At 72.8% G+C, this 17547-nt stretch carries 14 protein-coding genes; 8 read left to right on the top strand and 6 right to left on the bottom strand.

What is annotated here, in order from left to right; all coding sequences use genetic code 11:
• The first annotated feature begins 386 nt into the window (after nucleotides 1–386).
• The 3 genes from HCC61_RS16260 (at nucleotide 387) to HCC61_RS16270 (ending at nucleotide 5315) form a co-directional block, all read left to right on the top strand.
• Entirely contained in the window at nucleotides 387–3530 is a 3144-nt protein-coding gene (locus HCC61_RS16260; RefSeq protein ID WP_169136183.1) for a molecular chaperone Hsp90, read from the top strand.
• Nucleotides 3531–3621: 91 nt separating this feature from the next.
• Nucleotides 3622–4266, top strand: a complete 645-nt coding sequence (locus HCC61_RS16265) for a dihydrofolate reductase family protein (RefSeq protein WP_169136184.1) — start codon at nucleotides 3622–3624, stop codon at nucleotides 4264–4266.
• Nucleotides 4267–4412: 146 nt separating this feature from the next.
• Nucleotides 4413–5315 carry an aminoglycoside phosphotransferase family protein gene (locus HCC61_RS16270; protein ID WP_169136185.1) on the top strand — a complete coding sequence of 301 codons (903 nt, stop codon included), beginning with the start codon at nucleotides 4413–4415 and terminating at the stop codon, nucleotides 5313–5315.
• Nucleotides 5316–5319: 4 nt separating this feature from the next.
• On the opposite strand, the gene HCC61_RS16275 is transcribed toward HCC61_RS16270, so the two are convergent.
• The 4 genes from HCC61_RS16275 to HCC61_RS16290 form a co-directional block, all read right to left on the bottom strand.
• Entirely contained in the window at nucleotides 5320–7893 is a 2574-nt protein-coding gene (locus tag HCC61_RS16275) for an HAD-IC family P-type ATPase (RefSeq protein WP_169136186.1), read from the bottom strand.
• A 21-nt stretch (nucleotides 7894–7914) separates the two neighbouring features.
• On the bottom strand, nucleotides 7915–8208 hold the full coding sequence (locus HCC61_RS16280) for an ANTAR domain-containing protein (RefSeq protein ID WP_169136187.1): 294 nt from the start codon (nucleotides 8206–8208) through the stop codon (nucleotides 7915–7917).
• 250 nt (nucleotides 8209–8458) lie between these two features.
• Nucleotides 8459–9166, bottom strand: coding sequence for an antibiotic biosynthesis monooxygenase (locus HCC61_RS16285; protein ID WP_169136188.1), 708 nt, complete (start codon nucleotides 9164–9166; stop codon nucleotides 8459–8461).
• Between the two features lie 180 nt (nucleotides 9167–9346).
• On the bottom strand, nucleotides 9347–9622 hold the full coding sequence (locus HCC61_RS16290) for a DUF2530 domain-containing protein (RefSeq protein ID WP_206322581.1): 276 nt from the start codon (nucleotides 9620–9622) through the stop codon (nucleotides 9347–9349).
• A 401-nt stretch (nucleotides 9623–10023) separates the two neighbouring features.
• Between HCC61_RS16290 and HCC61_RS16295 the strand changes: the two genes are divergently transcribed.
• Entirely contained in the window at nucleotides 10024–11448 is a 1425-nt protein-coding gene (locus HCC61_RS16295) for an NCS2 family permease (RefSeq protein WP_169136189.1), read from the top strand.
• Here HCC61_RS16295 and HCC61_RS30740 read toward each other — a convergent pair.
• Nucleotides 11408–11695 carry a BrnA antitoxin family protein gene (locus tag HCC61_RS30740; protein ID WP_240969040.1) on the bottom strand — a complete coding sequence of 96 codons (288 nt, stop codon included), beginning with the start codon at nucleotides 11693–11695 and terminating at the stop codon, nucleotides 11408–11410. The two genes, HCC61_RS16295 and HCC61_RS30740, sit on opposite strands and share 41 nt — an antisense overlap.
• 250 nt (nucleotides 11696–11945) lie before the next feature.
• Here HCC61_RS30740 and HCC61_RS16305 point away from each other — a divergent pair, with 250 nt between their 5' ends.
• The 4 genes from HCC61_RS16305 to HCC61_RS16320 all read left to right on the top strand — a co-directional run bounded on the left by HCC61_RS16305 (nucleotide 11946) and on the right by HCC61_RS16320 (nucleotide 16158).
• Nucleotides 11946–12323 (top strand): MarR family transcriptional regulator, encoded by a 378-nt coding sequence (locus tag HCC61_RS16305; RefSeq protein WP_240969062.1) that lies wholly within the window; start codon nucleotides 11946–11948, stop codon nucleotides 12321–12323.
• A gap of 449 nt (nucleotides 12324–12772) precedes the next feature.
• Nucleotides 12773–14083 (top strand): MFS transporter, encoded by a 1311-nt coding sequence (locus HCC61_RS16310; protein WP_169136399.1) that lies wholly within the window; start codon nucleotides 12773–12775, stop codon nucleotides 14081–14083.
• A 23-nt stretch (nucleotides 14084–14106) separates the two neighbouring features.
• Complete coding sequence (locus tag HCC61_RS16315; protein WP_169136191.1) at nucleotides 14107–15342, top strand: phospholipase D-like domain-containing protein; 1236 nt, start codon at nucleotides 14107–14109, stop codon at nucleotides 15340–15342.
• 99 nt (nucleotides 15343–15441) lie between these two features.
• A complete protein-coding gene (locus HCC61_RS16320) occupies nucleotides 15442–16158 on the top strand; it encodes a 2'-5' RNA ligase family protein (RefSeq protein WP_169136192.1) in 717 nt (238 codons plus the stop codon).
• Nucleotides 16159–16541: 383 nt separating this feature from the next.
• On the opposite strand, the gene HCC61_RS16325 is transcribed toward HCC61_RS16320, so the two are convergent.
• Nucleotides 16542–17537 carry an aldo/keto reductase gene (locus HCC61_RS16325; protein WP_169136193.1) on the bottom strand — a complete coding sequence of 332 codons (996 nt, stop codon included), beginning with the start codon at nucleotides 17535–17537 and terminating at the stop codon, nucleotides 16542–16544.
• Nucleotides 17538–17547: the final 10 nt, after the last annotated feature.

Here is a 17547-nt window from a genome sequence, read left to right on the forward strand (position 1 = left end):
CTCCGGCGCACATGCCCGGACGCTTCGCTTGCTTTCCTTCCCCTGCTTTCGGCGGGAGGTCCCTTGCCTTCGGCCGTAGGGCAACGCCTTCGGCGGGAGAGCCGGGAGGTCCCTTGCCTTCGGCGGGAGATCCCCTGCCTTCGGCGGGAGGTCCCTCGCCTTCGGCGGGAGATCCCCTGCCTTCGGCGGGGAGGCCTCCTCCACCCACGGCCCGACCCACGGCCCGACCCACGGCTTGACCCGCGTCTGGGTCCGCGGTCCCGCGAACTCACCTGAAGCGACACCAATCACGCACCGAACGGGCACACCGCCGGGCCCGGGCCGCCGGGCGATGCCGTACCGTCGCGACGCGGGGTCCAGGGGCCCGTGTGATGGAGGAGGCGGTCATGGGGCAGGGAGAAGCGGCGGCGGATCCGTTCGGGACGGCGCGGTTGCGGCGTGGCGTGCTCGACGCCTGGATCGCCTCGCCCGCGCGGTTCCGCGAGGACGCCAACGCCGAGCAGGAGCTGGCGCTCGGGGGTTACCGGGACCGGCTCGTCATCGAGCTGGCGCAGAACGCCTCCGACGCGGCCGCCCGCGCCGGCACACCCGGGCGGCTGCGGCTCACCCTCCGCGACGGTGCGCTCGTCGCGTCCAACAGCGGTGCGCCGCTGGACGCCGAGGGCGTCGAGTCGCTGTCGACGCTGCGCGCCTCCGCGAAGCGGGACGACGAGGACGCCGCCGCGGTGGGCAGGTTCGGCGTGGGATTCTCCGCCGTGCTCGCCGTCAGCGACGAGCCCGCCGTGCTGGGTGCCACGGGCGGCGTGCGCTGGTCGCTGGACGAGGCGCGGCGGATGGTGCAGGAGGCGGCGGGCGAACTGCCCGCGCTCGGTGAGGAGTTGCGCCGCCGGGAAGGGCACGCGCCGCTGCTGCGGCTGCCGTTGCCCGCCGAGGGCGAGGCTCCCGAGAGCTATGACACGGCCGTGGTGCTGCCGCTGCGGGACGCGGGCGCGCGGGAGTTGGCGGAGCGGCTGCTGGCCGAGGTCGACGACGCGCTGCTGCTGACGCTGCCCGGTCTGTCCGAGGTGGTCGTGGAGACCGGGGAGGGCGTCAGGACCCTGACGCGCCACGAGGACGGCCCGTTCGTGGACGTACGGCGGGGCGACGGCGGCGTGCGGCGCTGGCGGGTGGTGCGGGACAGCGGGGTGGCGGACGCGGCGCTGCTGGAGGACCGGCCCGTCGAGGAGCGGACGCGCCCGGCGTGGTCGGTGACGTGGGCCGTGCCGGTGGAGGACGGTGCTCCCGTACGGCCACCGACGGCCCCGTGCGTGCACGCGCCGACGCCGACGGACGAACCGCTGGGCCTGCCCGCGTTGTTGATCGCGAGCTTTCCCCTGGAGCCCACGCGGCGCCATGTCGCACCGGGCCCGCTGACGGACTTCCTGCTGGAGCGGGCCGCGGAGGCGTATGTGCGGCTGCTGAGCGAGTGGCGGCCCGTGACGCCCGAGGTCGTGGACCTGGTCCCCGGCCCCCTGGGCAAGGGTGAACTCGACGGCGGGCTACGGCAGTTGCTGCTGTCGAAGCTGCCGGGCGCGCGGTTCCTCGCGGGTGCCGCGAAGGACGAGGAGGGCGACCCCGTCGTGCTGCGGCCCCGCGAGGCGGAGATCGCGGAGGGCGCGGGCGGCGCCACGGTCGGCGTGCTGGCGGAGCTGTTCCCGGGCCTGCTGCCCGCCGGGATGGAGCGGCGTGCGGAGCTGCGCGCGCTGAACGTGGCGCGGGTGCCGCTGGGCGAGGTGATCGACCGGCTCGCGGGCGTGGTGCGCACCCCGGACTGGTGGCGGAGGCTGTACGACTCGCTCGCCGGCGTGGATCCCGACCGGCTCACGGGCCTGCCGGTGCCGCTCGCCGGCCCCGGCACGCGTACGACGGTCGGCCCCCGGCAGGTGCTGCTGCCGCTGCCGGACTCGTCGATGGAGCCGGAGCGCGCGGGGCGGCTGGCGCGGCTCGGGCTGAAGGTCGCGCACGAGGACGCGGTGCATCCGCTGCTGGAGAAGCTCGGTGCGACGGGCGCCACGGCGCGCGCCGTGCTGACCACTCCGCAGGTGAGGGCCGCGGTCGCGGCGTCGCTCGACGAGGGCGACGCCTGGGACCTCGCCGGGGACGGGGACGAAGGGCCGCTGGACGCCGAGGAGTTGGCGGAGGTCGTGCTGGGGCTCGTACGGGACGCCGGGCTGGCGCCGGGCGAGGAGCCGTGGCTCGGCGCGCTGGCGCTGCCCGACGAGGAGGGGGAGCCGGCACCGGCGGGCGAACTCGTCTTTCCCGGCAGCGACTTCGAGCGCGTCATCCGCGACGGCGAACTGGCCGCCTGCGACGAGGAGCTGGCCGAGCGCTGGGGCGAGCAGCCGCTGACCGCGGTCGGCGTGCAGGCGGACTTCGCCCTCGTACGGGCCACGGACGTCGTGCTCGACCCGGACGAACTGGAGCCCCGCGAGGGCGACTTCGCCGAACCCGACGACGCGGGCCTGCTCGACGCCGTCGACGTGTGGTGCGAGGACGTGCTCGATCAGCTGCCCGAGTCCGATGTCGCCGTGCCGCCCGTCGCCTCGGAGCTGGTGGCGGTGCGCGACCTGGACCTCGTGGACGACGACTGCTGGCCGGAGGCGCTGGCGATGCTCGCGCGCCCGCCGCTGCGTGACGCGCTCACCCAGCCCATGAGGGTGCTGCTGCCCGACGGTGTGACGGAGACCGTACGCCCGTACACCGCGTGGTGGCTGCGCGGCCACCCCGTGCTGGGCGGCCGGCGCCCCGCCGGTCTGCGCGCGGCCGGCGGCGATCCGCTGCTGGACGGCCTGTACGACGAGGCGGAGGCCGGCTTCGGGGACGCCCAGGTGCTGCGGGCGCTCGGCATCCGTACGTCCGCGGCCGCGCTGCTGGAGGAACCGGGCGGCGCCGCCGAGCTGCTGGGCCGGCTCGCCGACCCGGAATCCGAGGTGGGCCACGCTCAACTGCACGGTCTCTACGGCCTGTTGGCACAGCTGGACCCCGAAGAGGTCACGCTGCCCGAAGAGTTGCGCTGCGTACGGGCCGCGACGGGCGCCGTCGACGTCGTGCCGCGGGACGAGGCCGTGATCGCCGACGCGCCCGATCTGGTGCCGGTGGCGGGCGACTTGGCGCTGCTGCCGGTGGCGCCCGCGCACGCCGCGGCCCTCGCGTCGGTGCTGGAGGTGCGGCGGCTCGGCGAGACGGTGCCGGGACGCGTCGACGCCGCGGCGTCCGGCGAGGGCACGGAGCGGGAGGTGCCGGACGCGGTGCGCCTGCTGCTCCCGGAGGCGCCGCGCACGTACCGCGAACACGACGAGCTGATCGTCGACGGCACGGACGTGGAGTGGCGCCGCACACCGGACGGCGTGCTGCACGCGGCGACGTTGGAGGGCGTCGCCGCGGGGCTGGCCTGGGCGGCGGGCCGCTGGGGCCGCCGCTTCGAGGTGGCGGCGCTGCTGGAGGATCCGGAACGGGTGGCCGAGCTGGAACGGGCACGCTGGTTCGACTGAGCCGCGTCGACCGGGAGCCGGGGGGAGAGACGGCGCCCCGCCGCCCCCCGGTGCTCGATGAATTCCGCGCCGGGCCCCGGTCGTTACGGGCATGACTACTCTCACGCTCACCGCGTTCGTGTCCCTCGACGGCGTCATGCAGGCCCCCGGCGGTCCCGACGAGGACCGCACGGGCGGCTTCGAGCAGGGCGGCTGGATCGTCCCCTACGCGGACGCCGACCTGGGCGCCTTCGTCTCGAAGACCTTCGCCGAGGCCGAGGGCTTCGTGCTCGGCAGACGTACGTACGAGATCTTCGCCTCGTACTGGCCGGGGGTCACCGACCCCGACGACCCGGTCGCGAGCAGGCTCAACACCCTCCCGAAATACGTCGCCTCGACCACGCTGGAGTCCGCGGAGTGGTACAACACCCGGCTCATCGACGCGGACGTCCCCGAGCGCGTCGCCGAGCTGAAGCAGGAGCCGTCCGGCGGCGAGCTCCAGATCCACGGCAGCGGCGTCCTCGCGCGGTCCCTGATGGCGCACGACCTCGTCGACGTGATCCGGCTGCTGGTCTGCCCCGTCGTGCTCGGCAACGGCGGACGGCTCTTCGCCGAGGGCGCGCTGCCGACGGCGATGAACCTCGTCGACTCCAGGACCACCGGCACCGGAGTCGCGATCCACACCTACGAGCGGGCGGGACGGCCGGAGTACGGATCGTTCGAGACGCCCGACGAGGACGCCGCGTACGACAAGTGACGGCGCCGCACGGCGGGATGGGGCGCGGGGCGGGCGCATACGCTGCCCCGATGGGTCACCACGGCCGGGAAGGCCAGGACGGTCGGCAAGGTCACGACGGTCACGACGCGGGGACGCGGCATCGGGGGCGGCGGCATCACGCGCCGGTGCCCGCTGCGGGCGCGGCCGCGCCGCCGTTCACGGAGGCGAGGGCCCGGCGGCTGCTCGCCTCCGCGGGCGAGCGGGCGGACGGCGCGGAGTTGCTGGCGCTCGGCGAGAACGCCGTCTTCGCACTGGGCCCGCCGGGCGCCCCGGAGCCCCTCGTCGTACGCGTCGGACGCGACCCCTCGCTCCTCGAACGCGCCGAGCGCGAACTGCGCGTCGCCGACTGGCTGGAGCGGCAGGGGGTGCCCGCCGTGCGCGCTGCCCGTTCCGGCGTCGCCGTCGTCGAGGGACATCCGCTCACCTTCTGGCGGCGTCTCGCGGAGCCCGTACGGGAGGCGGTGCCGGCCGATCTCGGGGCGTTGCTGCGGCTCGTACACGAGTTGCCCGAGCCGCCGTTCGAACTGCCGCGGCGCGATCTGCTCTCCGGCGTGGAGCGCTGGCTGCGGCTGGCGGGCGACGCGGTACCGGCGGCCGACGCGGCCTATCTGCGGGCGCGCCGCGCGGACTTCGACGCCGCGGCCGCCGAGCTGACGCCCGTGCTGCCGCCGGGCCCGCTGCACGGCGACGCCCTGCCGCGCAACGTCCACGTCGGCCCGTACGGTCCGCTCCTGGTCGACCTGGAGACCTTCTCCGACGACCTGCGCGAGCACGATCTCGTGGTGCTCGCCCTGAGCCTGGACCGGTACGGGCTGGAGGAGGCGGACTACTCCGGCTTCGTACGGGCCTACGGCTGGGACGTGAGGGAATGGCCCGGCTGTGCGGTGCTGCGCGGGGCACGCGAGACGGCGGCCTGCGCGTGGGTGGCGCAGCACGCGCCCGCGAACCCGGCGGCGCGGCGGGAGTTCGCGCGCCGCGTCGCGTCGCTGCGGGAGGACAACGCGGCGGTGCGCTGGTACGCCTTCTGACGGCTCAGGTCCCGGAGCCGGTCCCGGTGCGGGTGCCGGTGCTGGTCCCGGAACCGGAGTTCCAGCGGCTCACCCGGTGCCAGATCAGCTCCATGGCCGCGGCCGCCGCGACGGCCACGGCCACCGCCGTGAGCGGCATCGCCGTACCGACCAGCTTCAGCGCGAAGAACCGCTGGAGGACCGGGACGGCCAGTACGGCCACGAAGGCCAGGCCCATCGCCAGCACCAGTCCCACCCGCCACCAGCTGTAGGGGCGGGCCACGATCGCGAGCACCCACATCGCGATCAGGAAGAGCGTCAGCGTCGCCACGCTGGTCTCGGCGGCCAGCGCCCCCGGCCCGGTGTAGTGATGACGGGCCACCAGGTACATCACGAAGGTCGCGGCGCCCGCTACGAGCCCGGCCGGCAGGGAGTACCGCATCACCCTCCGTACGAAGTGCGCCCTGGCCCGCTCCCGGTTGGGCGCGAGCGCGAGGAAGAAGGCGGGGATGCCGATGGTGAGGGACGAGACCAGCGTCAGGTGGCGGGGCAGGAACGGATAGGGCACCTGCCAGATGATCACCAGCAGCGCCAGCAGCACCGAGTAGACGGTCTTGGTGAGGAAGAGGTTGGCGACACGTTCGATGTTGCCGATGACGCGCCGCCCCTCGGCGACGACGGACGGGAGCGCGGCGAAGCTGTCGTCGAGCAGCACGATCTGGGCCACGGCCTTCGTCGCCTCCGAACCCGTGCCCATGGCGACGCCGATGTCCGCGTTCTTCAGCGCCAGTACGTCGTTGACCCCGTCGCCCGTCATCGCGACATGGTGGCCGTGCTCCTGTAGCGAGCCGACCATGGTCTGCTTCTGCCGCGGCGTGACCCGGCCGAACACGGTGCCGCTCTCCAGCGCGCGCACCACCCCGGGGGCGTCCAGGGGGAGGCGGTCGGCGTCGACGGGGTTCTGCGCGCCGGACAGCCGCAGCTTGCCCGCCACCGCGCCGACGGAGACGGCGTTGTCGCCGGAGAGGACCTTCGCGGCGACGCCCTGGTCGGCGAAGTAGCGCAGGATGTCCCCGGCGTCGGGGCGCAGCCGCTGTTGCAGTACGACGAGAGCGGCGGGGCGGACGCCGTCGGCGGCCTCCGGAGCGTCCGGCAGGCCGTCGGCCGCGGCCAGCAGCAGCACCCGCAGCCCTTCGCGGCTGAGCTGCTCGACGTCCCCGGTGGCGGGATGGGCGCGGGGCAGGAGGACGTCGGGAGCGCCGAGCAGCCAGGTGCGGCGGTTGCCGTCCGGTTCCACGAGGGTGGCGCCGCTGTACTTGCGGGCCGGGGAGAAGGGCAGCGACCGCTCGGTCCGCCACGGTCCCCCGTCCGCGCGCGGGCCCCCGGGGTCCACGGGATAGGCGTCGATGATGGCCCGCATGCTCGCGTTGGGCCGCGGATCGGAGGAGCCGAGCGCCGCGAGCACCCGCTCTACGTACGACTCCGCATCGGGCCCGGCGTACGGCTCCGGACGCGAGCCGTCCCGCCCGTCCCCCGACGCGCTCCCGTCCTCGTCCGCGGGCCCGTTCCCGTCCCCCGATCCGCCCCCGTCCTCCGACGCGCTCCCGTCCCCGAGGACGCGCACCTCGGCCACGTCCATCCCGCCCTCGGTGAGCGTGCCCGTCTTGTCGAGGCAGACGATGTCCACCCGCGCCAGCCCCTCGATCGCGGGCAGCTCCTGCACCAGGCATTTCCTGCGCCCCAGCCGTACGACCCCGATGGCGAAGGCGATCGACGTCAGCAGCACCAGACCCTCGGGCACCATCGGCGCGATGCCGCCGACCATGCGGCGTACCGCCCCCGCCAGGTCGTTGTGCCCGACCACGAGCTGGCTGAGCACGAGACCGATCCCGGTCGGCACGATCACCCAGGTCACGAACTTGAGCAGGTCGTTGATCCCGTTGCGGAGCTCCGAGTGGACGAGCGTGAAGCGGGAGGCCTCCTCGGCGAGCTGCGCGGCGTACGCGGCACGTCCCACCCGCGTCGCGGTGAAGGCGCCGCTGCCGGCGACGACGAAGCTGCCGGACATGACCCGGTCGCCCCGCTGCTTGGCCACCGGGTCGGCCTCTCCGGTCAGCAGCGACTCGTCGATCTCCAGGCCGTCGGCCTCCGCGACCTCGCCGTCCACGATGCACTTGTCCCCGGGGCCGATCTCGACGAGGTCCCCCAGCACGATCTGCGAGGCGGGGAGGGCGACACCCTGCCCATCACGCCGTACGACGGGCCGCGTCTCGCCGATGACGGCGAGGTTGTCGAGGGTCCGCTTGGCGCGCAGCTCCTGGACGATGCCGATGAGGGTGTTCGCGAGGATCACGAAGCCGAAGAGGCTGTCCTGGAGCGGCCCCACGAAGAGGATGATCACGAAGAGCACGCCGATGATCGCGTTGAAGCGCGTGAAGACGTTGGCGCGGACGATGTCCGCCAGGGAACGGCTGCTGCGCACGGGCACGTCGTTGATCTCACCGCGTGCGGTCCGCGCCTCCACCTCCGCGGCGCTCAGCCCGCGCCCGGCGCCGTCCCCGGGCTGCGTCCCGGCGGAGGTCCCCGTCCGCTCCGTCATGCATCCGACGTTACGGGCGTTTTACGTGCCCCGCCCCGCTTCGTCCGTCTCCGTGGTCCCCAGCGCGGTACGCAGCGCCGCGCTCAGCGTGTCCGGCAGCGCGTCCCCCTGCGTGGTCGCCACCAGGGCGGCGGCGACCTTGTGGAGCTTGACGTTGGCGCGCTGGGAGACCTCGACGAGCACGTCCCAGGCGCTGTCCGGCGTGCAGCGGTAGGCAGCCATCAGCACCCCGTGCGCCTGGTCGATGACCGGACGCGTCTCCATGGCTCGGCGAAGCTGTTCCAGCTCGGTAAGCGGATTCTCCGCGTCGCCCATTCCTGCCCCTTTTGTTCAGCTCAGGGTGACCGGTGGCGCACCGCCGACACGGCGGGGCGTTCGGGCATAGGCCCTGACGACGGATGATACGCAAAATCGCATAAGGGGGCTGTGGCAGGAGTCGCACGTCACAGCGGGCGGACGCTGCGCGCCCGCCGGGGACTTCGGCCGCCGCGACCGGCCGTCGCGACGGCTGCCGCGACCGGCCGCCCTGGTCGCGGCGGCCGACGTCGCAAGCGCGAGGGAGCAGTCAGCCGGGCACGAGCCCGTACGCGTGCCGGTAGCGCTCGACGGTGCTGCGCTTCAGCCCCGGATACTGCTGCACCCGCCGCCACTGCTCCGTCGGACCGCCGATGCCGCGCCCCGGAGCGTCCAGGGCGTCGACGTGGGCCTGCGCGCTCTCCCACTCCGCGTAGTTCAGTACGCGCTCGCCGTCCGTGGAGACGTGGAAGTGGGCGGCGATGCCGCCGCCCGGCGGCTGCGGATCGGTCCCCAGTGCCTCGAACACCGCGTCCACCCAGGCCCGTTGACGGACCGGGTCCGGCCCCTCGAACTCCACCGACACGATCACGACGCAGCCCGGCACCCGTGCGTCCCCCTCCGCCCGGCCGCCGCGGTAGTGGCGGTAGCTCCCGAGGGCGAGGCGCTCGATGCCCGGCACGGCCGCGTCGATCGCGTCGTTCCGCGTCCCGCGGTGCTCGCGTGCGTAGGCCGCGTACGCGTCCTCGCCCGTCCACTGCGAGTGGTGCAGCAGGGTCACGCCGTCCTCGCCCGTGTAGAGGTGATAGCCGAGAAGGCCCGGCGACGGCCAGGGCTCCGGCTCCCAGGCGCCGGCGATCGCGTCGAGGGCCGCCTGCCGGTCCCCGGGCCGCGGCAGGCGCCATCTGCTGAAGAAGGCGATGCGGGAGTCCTCGCGTGCCGGGTCGGGGTGGTCGGTGGTGCGTACGGTCGCGGTCATGGCCTGCTGCCTCCGGATGCACGGGTGTAGGGGCGTACGGACGGGCGCGGCGCCTCGTGCGCGGTGCCGTCGTCACGCTCCACGCTCGTACTTCAAGCTCCGTTGAAGTCAAGGGAGTTCGGGGGAGGGGGCGCGGGCCGAGGAGGGTCCGCTCAGGCGGAGCCGATCACGCGTGGACGCTCACTCACCGGAGTTCTGCGCGTCCCGCTCCCGCTGCATGGCCCGCTCGCGTGCCCGCACGTACCAGAGGCCCAGCAGTCCGAGGCCGCCGCCGGCGCCGCATGTCCAGATGAACCAGGTGTGCCCGTGGTCCTCGTACCAGCCGTAGAAGGGCAGTTGAGCGAGGAAGAGGACGAACCAGATGCCGGTGCCGACCACTACGGTGCCCCTGACCGGGCCTTCGAGGGGCTCGGGGGCTTCGCGCTGGCCGTCGGTCCAGCGGTTCATCAGGCCCATCGCCGCAGCTTCCTCTCGCGCTCGCAGTGCCGGCGCCCGTGGGGTGCGCCGTCGGGCAGGGGTGAACAGCCGGGTCAGCCTATCGAGGGACGGCGCGAGCGCGGGAGCCGGTGCCGGTCGCACATACGGCTTGGGTCCGGGGCACGCGCCCGCGGTCCGGGGTGGGCATGGTCGGGGTGCCCGGCGGCTCTTCCGGCGGGCTCCAAGGGACGCATCTACGCGCGGAGATGGCGCTCTTCGTGCACGTTTCCCCATACTGCAAGCACTTGGACCTGGCCGGAATCGCTCGCCTCGCGTCCAGTTTTGATCGTTGTTGCACATCGGCCCGTCCGGCCGCAGGGGCCCGCCCGTTCCGGCGGCCCGCAGCCCCCGCGGGCCGCACCGCTATATCGAGGTCGCACATGCCCTCCACGGCCACCACTCCGGTCGACCGTTTCTTCAAGATCTCCGAGCGCGGTTCCACGGTCGGCCGGGAACTCCGGGGTGGCCTGGCCACCTTCTTCGCGATGGCCTACATCATCGTGCTGAACCCGATCATCCTCGCTTCCGCCAAGGACAAGTTCGGGCATCAGCTGGACAACGCACAGCTCGTCACCGCGACCGCGCTGATCGCGGGGATCACGACCGTGCTGATGGGCGTCGTCGGCAACGCGCCGATCGCGCTCGCCGCCGGGCTCGGCATCAACGCCGTCGTCGCCCTCCAGCTCGCGCCCGAGATGAGCTGGCCGGACGCCATGGGGATGGTCGTGCTGGCCGGGCTCGTACTGATGATCCTCGTCGCCTCCGGGCTGCGGCAGCGCGTGCTGGACGCGATCCCGAGCGGCATGCGCCGCTCCATCGCCATCGGCATCGGCCTGTTCATCACGCTCATCGGCCTCGTCGACTCCGGCTTCGTCACCCGCAATCCGGACGCCGCGCACACCACCGTGCCGCTCGGGCTGGGACAGGGCGGTCAGTTGAAGGGCTGGCCCGTGCTGGTCTTCGTGCTCGGGGTGGCGCTGATGTTCGTGCTGATCGTCCGCAAGGCCAAAGGCGCGATCCTCATCGGCATCGTCACCATGACCGTGGTCGCGATCGTCATCAACGCGCTGGCGGACATCCCGGACTCGGCCTGGGGCCTCGATGTGCCGAGGGCGCCGGATTCGCTGGTGAGCACGCCCGACTTCGGGCTGGTCGGGCAGGTCAGCCTCTTCGGCGGCTTCGAGGAGGTGGGGCCGCTGACGGGCTCTCTCTTCGTCTTCACGGTGCTGCTGTCCGGCTTCTTCGACGCGATGGGCACGATCATCGGCGTGGGCGAGGAGTCGGGGCTCACCGACGAGAACGGCCAACTGCCCGGAATGGGCCGGATCTTGATGGTCGACGGACTGGGCGTCGCGGGCGGCGGCGTCGGGTCCTGCTCGGCGAACACGTGCTTCGTGGAGTCCACCGCGGGCGTCGGCGAGGGCGCACGCACGGGACTGGCCAACATCGTGACCGGCGGGCTCTTCCTGCTCGCGCTCGTCCTCACGCCGCTCGCGACGATCGTGCCGTCGCAGGCGGCCACTCCGGCCCTGGTCGTCGTCGGCTTCCTGATCATGGCCTCGAACGTCGGCTCCATCGAGTGGAACGACCCCACCATCGCCGTGCCGGCCTTCCTCACCGTGATCGCGATGCCCTTCACCTACAGCATCACCAACGGCATCGGCCTCGGAGTGCTCGCCTTCCTCCTGCTGAAGGCCGTGACCGGGCGGATCCGTGAAGTGCCGTGGCTGCTGGGCGTCGTCGGCGCCTGCTTCCTCGTCTACTTCATGCTCGACCCGATCGAGCAGGCACTTGGCGTGAAGTGACCCGCTGCGGGCCGGACGGCGAGCCGGAACGCTCCGCCCCGCCGTCCCGCCCGCCGGGCGGCGAGCCGAAGAACCGCTCCGTCTCCTCGACCGAGGTCTGGAGCCGTTCGTCGAAGTCGTGGCGCACGAGCGCACGGACCACATAGTCCTGGACGCTCATGCCGCGCTTGCCGGCGTGGGCGTGCAGCCGCTCGAACAGGTCGCTGTCCATCCGCAGGCTGAGCACCTTCGAGGTCGTCGAAGTCATGCGTCCAACGGTCCCGGGCGGGCCCGGGGTGATGCCTCAGATTTCCGTGCGAAGTCACTCGTATGTGTGAGCAGACGTACAGACCGTGACCCCGGCCCTCGCCTGTTCATTAGGCCAGGTAATGAGTTACGCTAACAACATGCCGGAGACATCCGAGCGTTACGCCAAGGTTCCCGCCCCCACAGGAGCGGGTGCCGCCACCGCGAGCGAGCTGGACGCCGCCGCGGTGAACTCGCTGCGTACCGCCGTCATGCGCCTGTCGCGGCGCCTGCGGCACCAGCGCGTGGACGAGTCGCTGAGCCCCACCGAGATGTCCGTGCTCGGCACGCTCGCCCGCTGCGGCTCGGCCACGCCCAGCGAGCTGGCACGCAAGGAGCATGTGCAGCCGCCGTCGATGACCCGCATCGTCTCGATGCTGGAGGCGAAGGGTCTGGTGCGGCTGGAGCCGCACCCCGACGACCGCCGCCAGAAGACGGTCACGCAGACCGGGCGGGCCGAGACGATGCTCGCCGCCAGCCGCGAGAAGCGGAACGCCTGGCTGGCAGAGCTGGCGGGGCGGCTCGACGATGACGAGTGGGAGCGGCTGCGGGCCGCGGCCCCGGTGCTGGAGAAGCTGGCGCACTCGTAGCGGCGGAGCCCCGCGGGGCTCCGCGCGGACGGCAGCGACGGTACGGCGGTCCGCCGTACGGCAGCAGGTGCACGGCGGCGATGCCACGGCCGCAGCGGTACGGCAGCGGCGGCACGGAGCGGACGGACGGACGAAGGAAGACGACGACGCGGACGACTGACGCGGACAGACGAGGAGGCGAAGGCGATTTGAGTACGGGCCACGGAGCAGATTCCGCACCCGCACCCGATGACAAGCCGTTGAACGACGACGACACAGTTCACGACGACAAGACACTTCACTACGGCAAGGCACTTCACGACGACGGGCCGTTGAACGACGACGGGCCGTTGAACGACGACGGGACGGCGGACGACCGGAGCGGCGAGCGGCGCCGCGGTCCCGCCGACGCAGACGGGCAGGGCGAAGGCGCCGCGGACGACGGGCGAAGGCCCGCCTCGAAGCCGTCGATGTTCTCGTCCCTGCGGATACGCAACTACCGGCTCTTCGCCATGGGCCAGGCCGTCTCCAACACCGGCACCTGGATGCAGCGCATCGCCCAGGACTGGCTGGTGCTCAGCCTCACCGGGTCCGCGACCGCCGTGGGCATCACCACGGCCCTACAGTTCCTGCCCCTCCTGCTGTTCGGCCTCTACGGCGGAGTCGTCGCCGACCGCTGCGACAAGCGCCGGCTGCTGCTGATCACCCAGTCCGTCATGGGCCTCACGGGTCTCGTCCTGGCCGCGCTGACGCTCAGCGACAACGTCCACGTCTGGCACGTCTACGCCCTCGCGTTCGTGCTCGGCCTGGCGACCGTGCTCGACAATCCGACGCGTCAGACCTTCGTCTCCGAGATGGTCGGCCCCGGCCAGATAGGCAACGCGGTCTCGCTCAACTCCGCGAACTTCCAGAGCGCCCGCCTCGTCGGGCCCGCCATCGCCGGCGTGATGATCTCCGCCGTCGGCAGCGGCTGGGCGTTCCTCTTCAACGGGCTCTCGTTCATCGCCCCGCTCACCGGTCTGCTGATGATCCGCACCGGCGAACTGCACCCCAGCGAGCGCGCGCCCCGCAGCAAGGGCCAGCTGCGCGAGGGCCTGACGTATGTGCGCAGCCATCCCGAACTGATCTGGCCGATCGTGCTCGTGGGCTTCGTCGGCACCTTCGGCTTCAACTTCCCGATCTGGCTCACCGCGTTCACGGACAAGGTCTTCGAGGAGGGCGCCGGGACATACGGGCTGCTCAACACGCTCATGGCCGTGGGCTCCGTGGTGGGGGCGCTGCTGTCCGCACGGCGCGGTGCCTCCCGTATGCGGCTGATGGCGGGGGCCGCCCTGCTCTTCGGGGTGCTGGAGATCGCGGCGGCACTCTCGCCGTCGTTCTGGCTCTTCGCGGCGCTGATGGCACCCATCGGCATCATGGGCCTGACCTTCAACGTCACCGCCAACTCCAGCGTGCAGACGGCCTCGGACCCCGCGATGAGGGGCCGGGTGATGAGCCTCTACATGATGGTCTTCATGGGCGGTACGCCCATCGGCGGGCCGCTCATGGGCTGGGTCACCGACACCTTCGGCGCCCGCATCGGCTTCCTGTCCGGCGGGCTGATCTCGGCGGTCGTCGCCGTGGGCGTGGGCCTGGCACTCGCGCGGGCCGGTGGGCTGCGGCTCTGCGTGGACCTGCGGCGCGGGCACCGGCACGTGACGTTCGTACCGCGGGAGCCGTCGCCCGGTCCCGAGCGGGCGACGACCGGTGCGGACCGGGAAAGGGTGACTTCTGCCGCCTGACGGCCGACTCGTAGGCTCCGCACATGAATTCGGCAGGGCCGGTGGGGACTCCCGGTGCACAGGACGTCGAGGGCGTTCCCGCACCGCGGGCCGCGGACGGCGGCGGCGAGGACATCCGGCGGATACGCCGGCGGCTGGAACGGCTGATCGGCGTCGCCGCCACCGAAGGCAACGCACTGCGCGTACTGCGCAACGGCGACGAGATCTTCCCCGCGATGCTGGAGGCCATCCGGGCGGCCGAGCACACCGTCGACATGATGACGTTCGTCTACTGGCGGGGGGAGATCGCCCGGGACTTCGCCGACGCGCTGTCCGACCGCGCCCGCCACGGCCTGCGCGTACGGCTGCTCCTCGACGGCTTCGGCAGCCGGCTCATCGAACAGGAGCTGCTGGACCGGATGTCCGGCGCGGGCGTCGACGTGGTCTGGTTCCGCAAGCCGCTGTGGATCTCGCCGGTGAAGCAGAACCACCGCTGCCATCGCAAGGTGCTCGTCGTGGACGAGACCGTGGCCTTCACCGGCGGTGTCGGCATCGCCGAGGAGTGGTGCGGCGACGCACGCCACGAAGGGGAGTGGCGGGACACCCACATAAGGGTGAGCGGACCGGCGGTGGACGGCATCACGGCGGCGTTCGCGCAGAACTGGGCCGAGTGCCGGCGTGAACTCTTCGACGAACGCGACCGGTCCGTCGCCCACGAGGCCGAGGGGCGCTCCGTCGTGCAGGTCGTACGGGGCTCCGCGAGCTTCGGCTGGCAGGACATGCAGACCCTGCTCCGGGTCGTACTGGAGTCGGCGACCAGCCATGTGAAGCTGGCGACCGCCTACTTCGCGCCCGACGACTACTTCATCGAGCTGCTGTGCGCCACGGCGAGGCGGGGCGTCGAGCTCGACATCCTGCTTCCCGGTCCGCACACGGACAAGCGGGTGTGCCAACTGGCCGGGCAGCGCTACTACTCGGATCTGATGGCGGCGGGCGTACGGATCTGGCAGTACCAGCCGACGATGATGCACGCCAAGATCATCACGATGGACGGGGCGGTGTCGCTGGTCGGCTCCACCAACCTCAACCGCCGCTCGCTCGACCACGACGAGGAGGTGATGCTCGTGGTGCTCGACGAGTCCTTCACGGCGACGCTGGAAGAGCACTTCGCCGAAGACCTCGCGGACAGTACGGGGATACGGGCGAAGCGCTGGCGCGGCAGGGCGCTGGGGCAGCGGATGCAGGAGGCGGCGGTCAGGCCGTTCCGGCGCTTCATGTGACGGTGGCTCGCCGGCCGGCCGGCGACGGTGGCGGCGTGGGCGGCCGGGGGTGCGGTGACCCGCGGAGTCCGGCGGCCGTGCACGGGCCATGCTGGGGGCATGAGACTCTTCACGGCGCTGCTGCCGCCCGCGCACGTACTGGACGGAGCGGCCCAACTGGCGGAGAAGGTCGCGGAGTTGCGGGCCATGGACCGTGCGGGGCGGCTGCGCTGGGCGGACCGCGCGAACTGGCACATCACCCTGGCCTTCTACGGCGAGGTGGGCGACGGGCAGCTGGACGGACTGCGAGAGCGCCTCTCGCGCGCGGCCCGGCGGGCGCGCCCGCTGCGGCTGCGGATCGCGGGCGGCGGGCAGTTCGGGCACACGTCGCTGTGGGCGGCGGTCGAGGGCGCGCACGGCGGGGACGGCCAGGACGGCGAGGACGGCCCACACGGCGGGGACCGCGAGGACGGCGGGGACCGCGGGCACGGGTCCGCCGACGAGGGGGCCGGTGGTACGGACGGTACGGACGGGCCGGTGCGGGGCGAGGCTGCCGCGGAGGGGCTGCGCAGGCTCGCCGCGACCACCGCCGCCGCGGGGCGGCGAGTCGGGCTCGGCACGGACGAGCCCCGCCGCTTCCGCGCCCATCTGACCCTGGCCCGTTCCAGGTCGTCGCGGCTGGATCTGCGTCCCTACACCGCCGCCCTCGACGCCTTCGCGGGCGAGCCGTGGACCGCCGGTGAACTGGCGCTCGTACGAAGCAATCTGCCGGAGGGCGGCGTGCAGGGCGAACAGCCCCGTTATGAGCGGATCGCGGCCTGGCCGCTGGGCGGGTGACGGACTTGGTTACCGTTGGAGCCGTGAATACCAAGACGAGGACGCGCATCGTGAGCGGTGCGCTCGTGCTGATGCTCATCGTGGTGGCCGTCGCGGCAGCGGTCGGAGCGTAGGGCGGCCGGGGGCCGAGGGCCCACCGACCGTCCCGTACGGCCACTGTCCACGACCGCGGACGAGCGGGGCCCGGTCATGACCGGCGCGCCGGCCGTGGCCGACGGGCTTGGCCGTGGCCCGGGCCCACGGCCCCGGCCACACCCACTGCCCGCCGTGACCACTGTCGTGACCGCTGTCCTGACCGCTGCCGCGACCGCTGTCCTGACCGCTGCCGCGACCGCGCATCACCGCCGCGGTCGCGGTCGTGGCCGCCGGTCACCGCGCCGCCGCTACCAGGCGAACGCCTCCGGTGTCGGCCCCGGCCCCGGGAAGATCTCGTCGAGCGAGGCGAGCAGACCGTCGTCGGGCTTCAACTCCACCGCGCGCAGCGCCGAGTCCAGGTGCTCGGGCGTACGCGGGCCCACGATCGGACCCGTCACGCCCGGCCGTGACAGCAGCCAGGCCAGCGCCGTCTCGCCCGGGTCGAGGCCGCGTTCGGCGCACAGGTCCTCGTAGCGCTGGATCTGCTCGCGCACCCGCGGGTCCGCCAGCCGGTCCGCCGAGCGGCCCGTGGTGCTGCGTGCGCCGCCGCCCTCGCTCTCCTTGCGGATCGCGCCGCCGAGCAGGCCGCCTTGCAGCGGCGACCAGGGGATGACGCCCAGGCCGTACTCCTGTGCCGCGGGGATCACGTCCATCTCGGCACGGCGCTCGGCGAGGTTGTAGAGGCACTGCTCGCTGACGAGGCCGTATGTGCCGCGCCGTGCCGCCGTCTCGTTGGCCTGGGCGATGTGCCAGCCCGCGTGGTTGGACGAGCCGGCGTAGATGATCTTTCCCTGCTGTACGAGGACGTCGATGGCCTGCCAGATCTCGTCCCAGGGCGTGCTGCGGTCCACGTGGTGGAACTGGTAGAGGTCGATGTGGTCGGTCCGCAGCCGCTTGAGGCTCGCGTCGACGGCGCGGCGGATGTTGAGCGCCGAGAGACGGTCCTGGTTCGGGGTGGCGTCGCCCTCGGCGGCCATGCTGCCGAACACCTTGGTGGCCAGCACGGTCTTCTCGCGCCGGCCGCCGCCCTTGGCGAACCAGGCGCCGATGATCTCCTCGGTGCGGCCCTTGTCGGCGCCCCAGCCGTAAACGTTGGCGGTGTCGAAGAAGTTGATGCCCGCGTCCTGCGCGGCGTCCATGATCGCGTGGCTGCCGGGCTCGTCCGTCTGAGGTCCGAAGTTCATCGTCCCGAGGACGATCCGGCTGACCTTGAGGCCGGTGCGGCCAAGCTGCGTGTACTCCATGTCCGTAGAG

The sequence above is a fragment of the Streptomyces sp. HNM0575 genome (assembly GCF_012726265.1).
Taxonomy (GTDB): Bacteria; Actinomycetota; Actinomycetes; order Streptomycetales; family Streptomycetaceae; genus Streptomyces.

What these genes read in the sequence shown, in the direction of transcription:
- HCC61_RS16260 (WP_169136183.1), top strand. Translation starts at nt 387, where the DNA reads ATGGGGCAGGGAGAAGCGGCGGCGGATCCGTTCGGGACGGCGCGGTTG.
- HCC61_RS16265 (WP_169136184.1), top strand. Translation starts at nt 3,622, where the DNA reads ATGACTACTCTCACGCTCACCGCGTTCGTGTCCCTCGACGGCGTCATG.
- HCC61_RS16275 (WP_169136186.1), bottom strand. Translation starts at nt 7,893, where the DNA reads ATGACGGAGCGGACGGGGACCTCCGCCGGGACGCAGCCCGGGGACGGC.
- HCC61_RS16280 (WP_169136187.1), bottom strand. Translation starts at nt 8,208, where the DNA reads ATGGGCGACGCGGAGAATCCGCTTACCGAGCTGGAACAGCTTCGCCGA.
- HCC61_RS16285 (WP_169136188.1), bottom strand. Translation starts at nt 9,166, where the DNA reads ATGACCGCGACCGTACGCACCACCGACCACCCCGACCCGGCACGCGAG.
- HCC61_RS16290 (WP_206322581.1), bottom strand. Translation starts at nt 9,622, where the DNA reads ATGGGCCTGATGAACCGCTGGACCGACGGCCAGCGCGAAGCCCCCGAG.
- HCC61_RS16295 (WP_169136189.1), top strand. Translation starts at nt 10,024, where the DNA reads ATGCCCTCCACGGCCACCACTCCGGTCGACCGTTTCTTCAAGATCTCC.
- HCC61_RS30740 (WP_240969040.1), bottom strand. Translation starts at nt 11,695, where the DNA reads ATGACTTCGACGACCTCGAAGGTGCTCAGCCTGCGGATGGACAGCGAC.
- HCC61_RS16305 (WP_240969062.1), top strand. Translation starts at nt 11,946, where the DNA reads ATGCGCCTGTCGCGGCGCCTGCGGCACCAGCGCGTGGACGAGTCGCTG.
- HCC61_RS16310 (WP_169136399.1), top strand. Translation starts at nt 12,773, where the DNA reads ATGTTCTCGTCCCTGCGGATACGCAACTACCGGCTCTTCGCCATGGGC.
- HCC61_RS16315 (WP_169136191.1), top strand. Translation starts at nt 14,107, where the DNA reads ATGAATTCGGCAGGGCCGGTGGGGACTCCCGGTGCACAGGACGTCGAG.
- HCC61_RS16320 (WP_169136192.1), top strand. Translation starts at nt 15,442, where the DNA reads ATGAGACTCTTCACGGCGCTGCTGCCGCCCGCGCACGTACTGGACGGA.
- HCC61_RS16325 (WP_169136193.1), bottom strand. Translation starts at nt 17,537, where the DNA reads ATGGAGTACACGCAGCTTGGCCGCACCGGCCTCAAGGTCAGCCGGATC.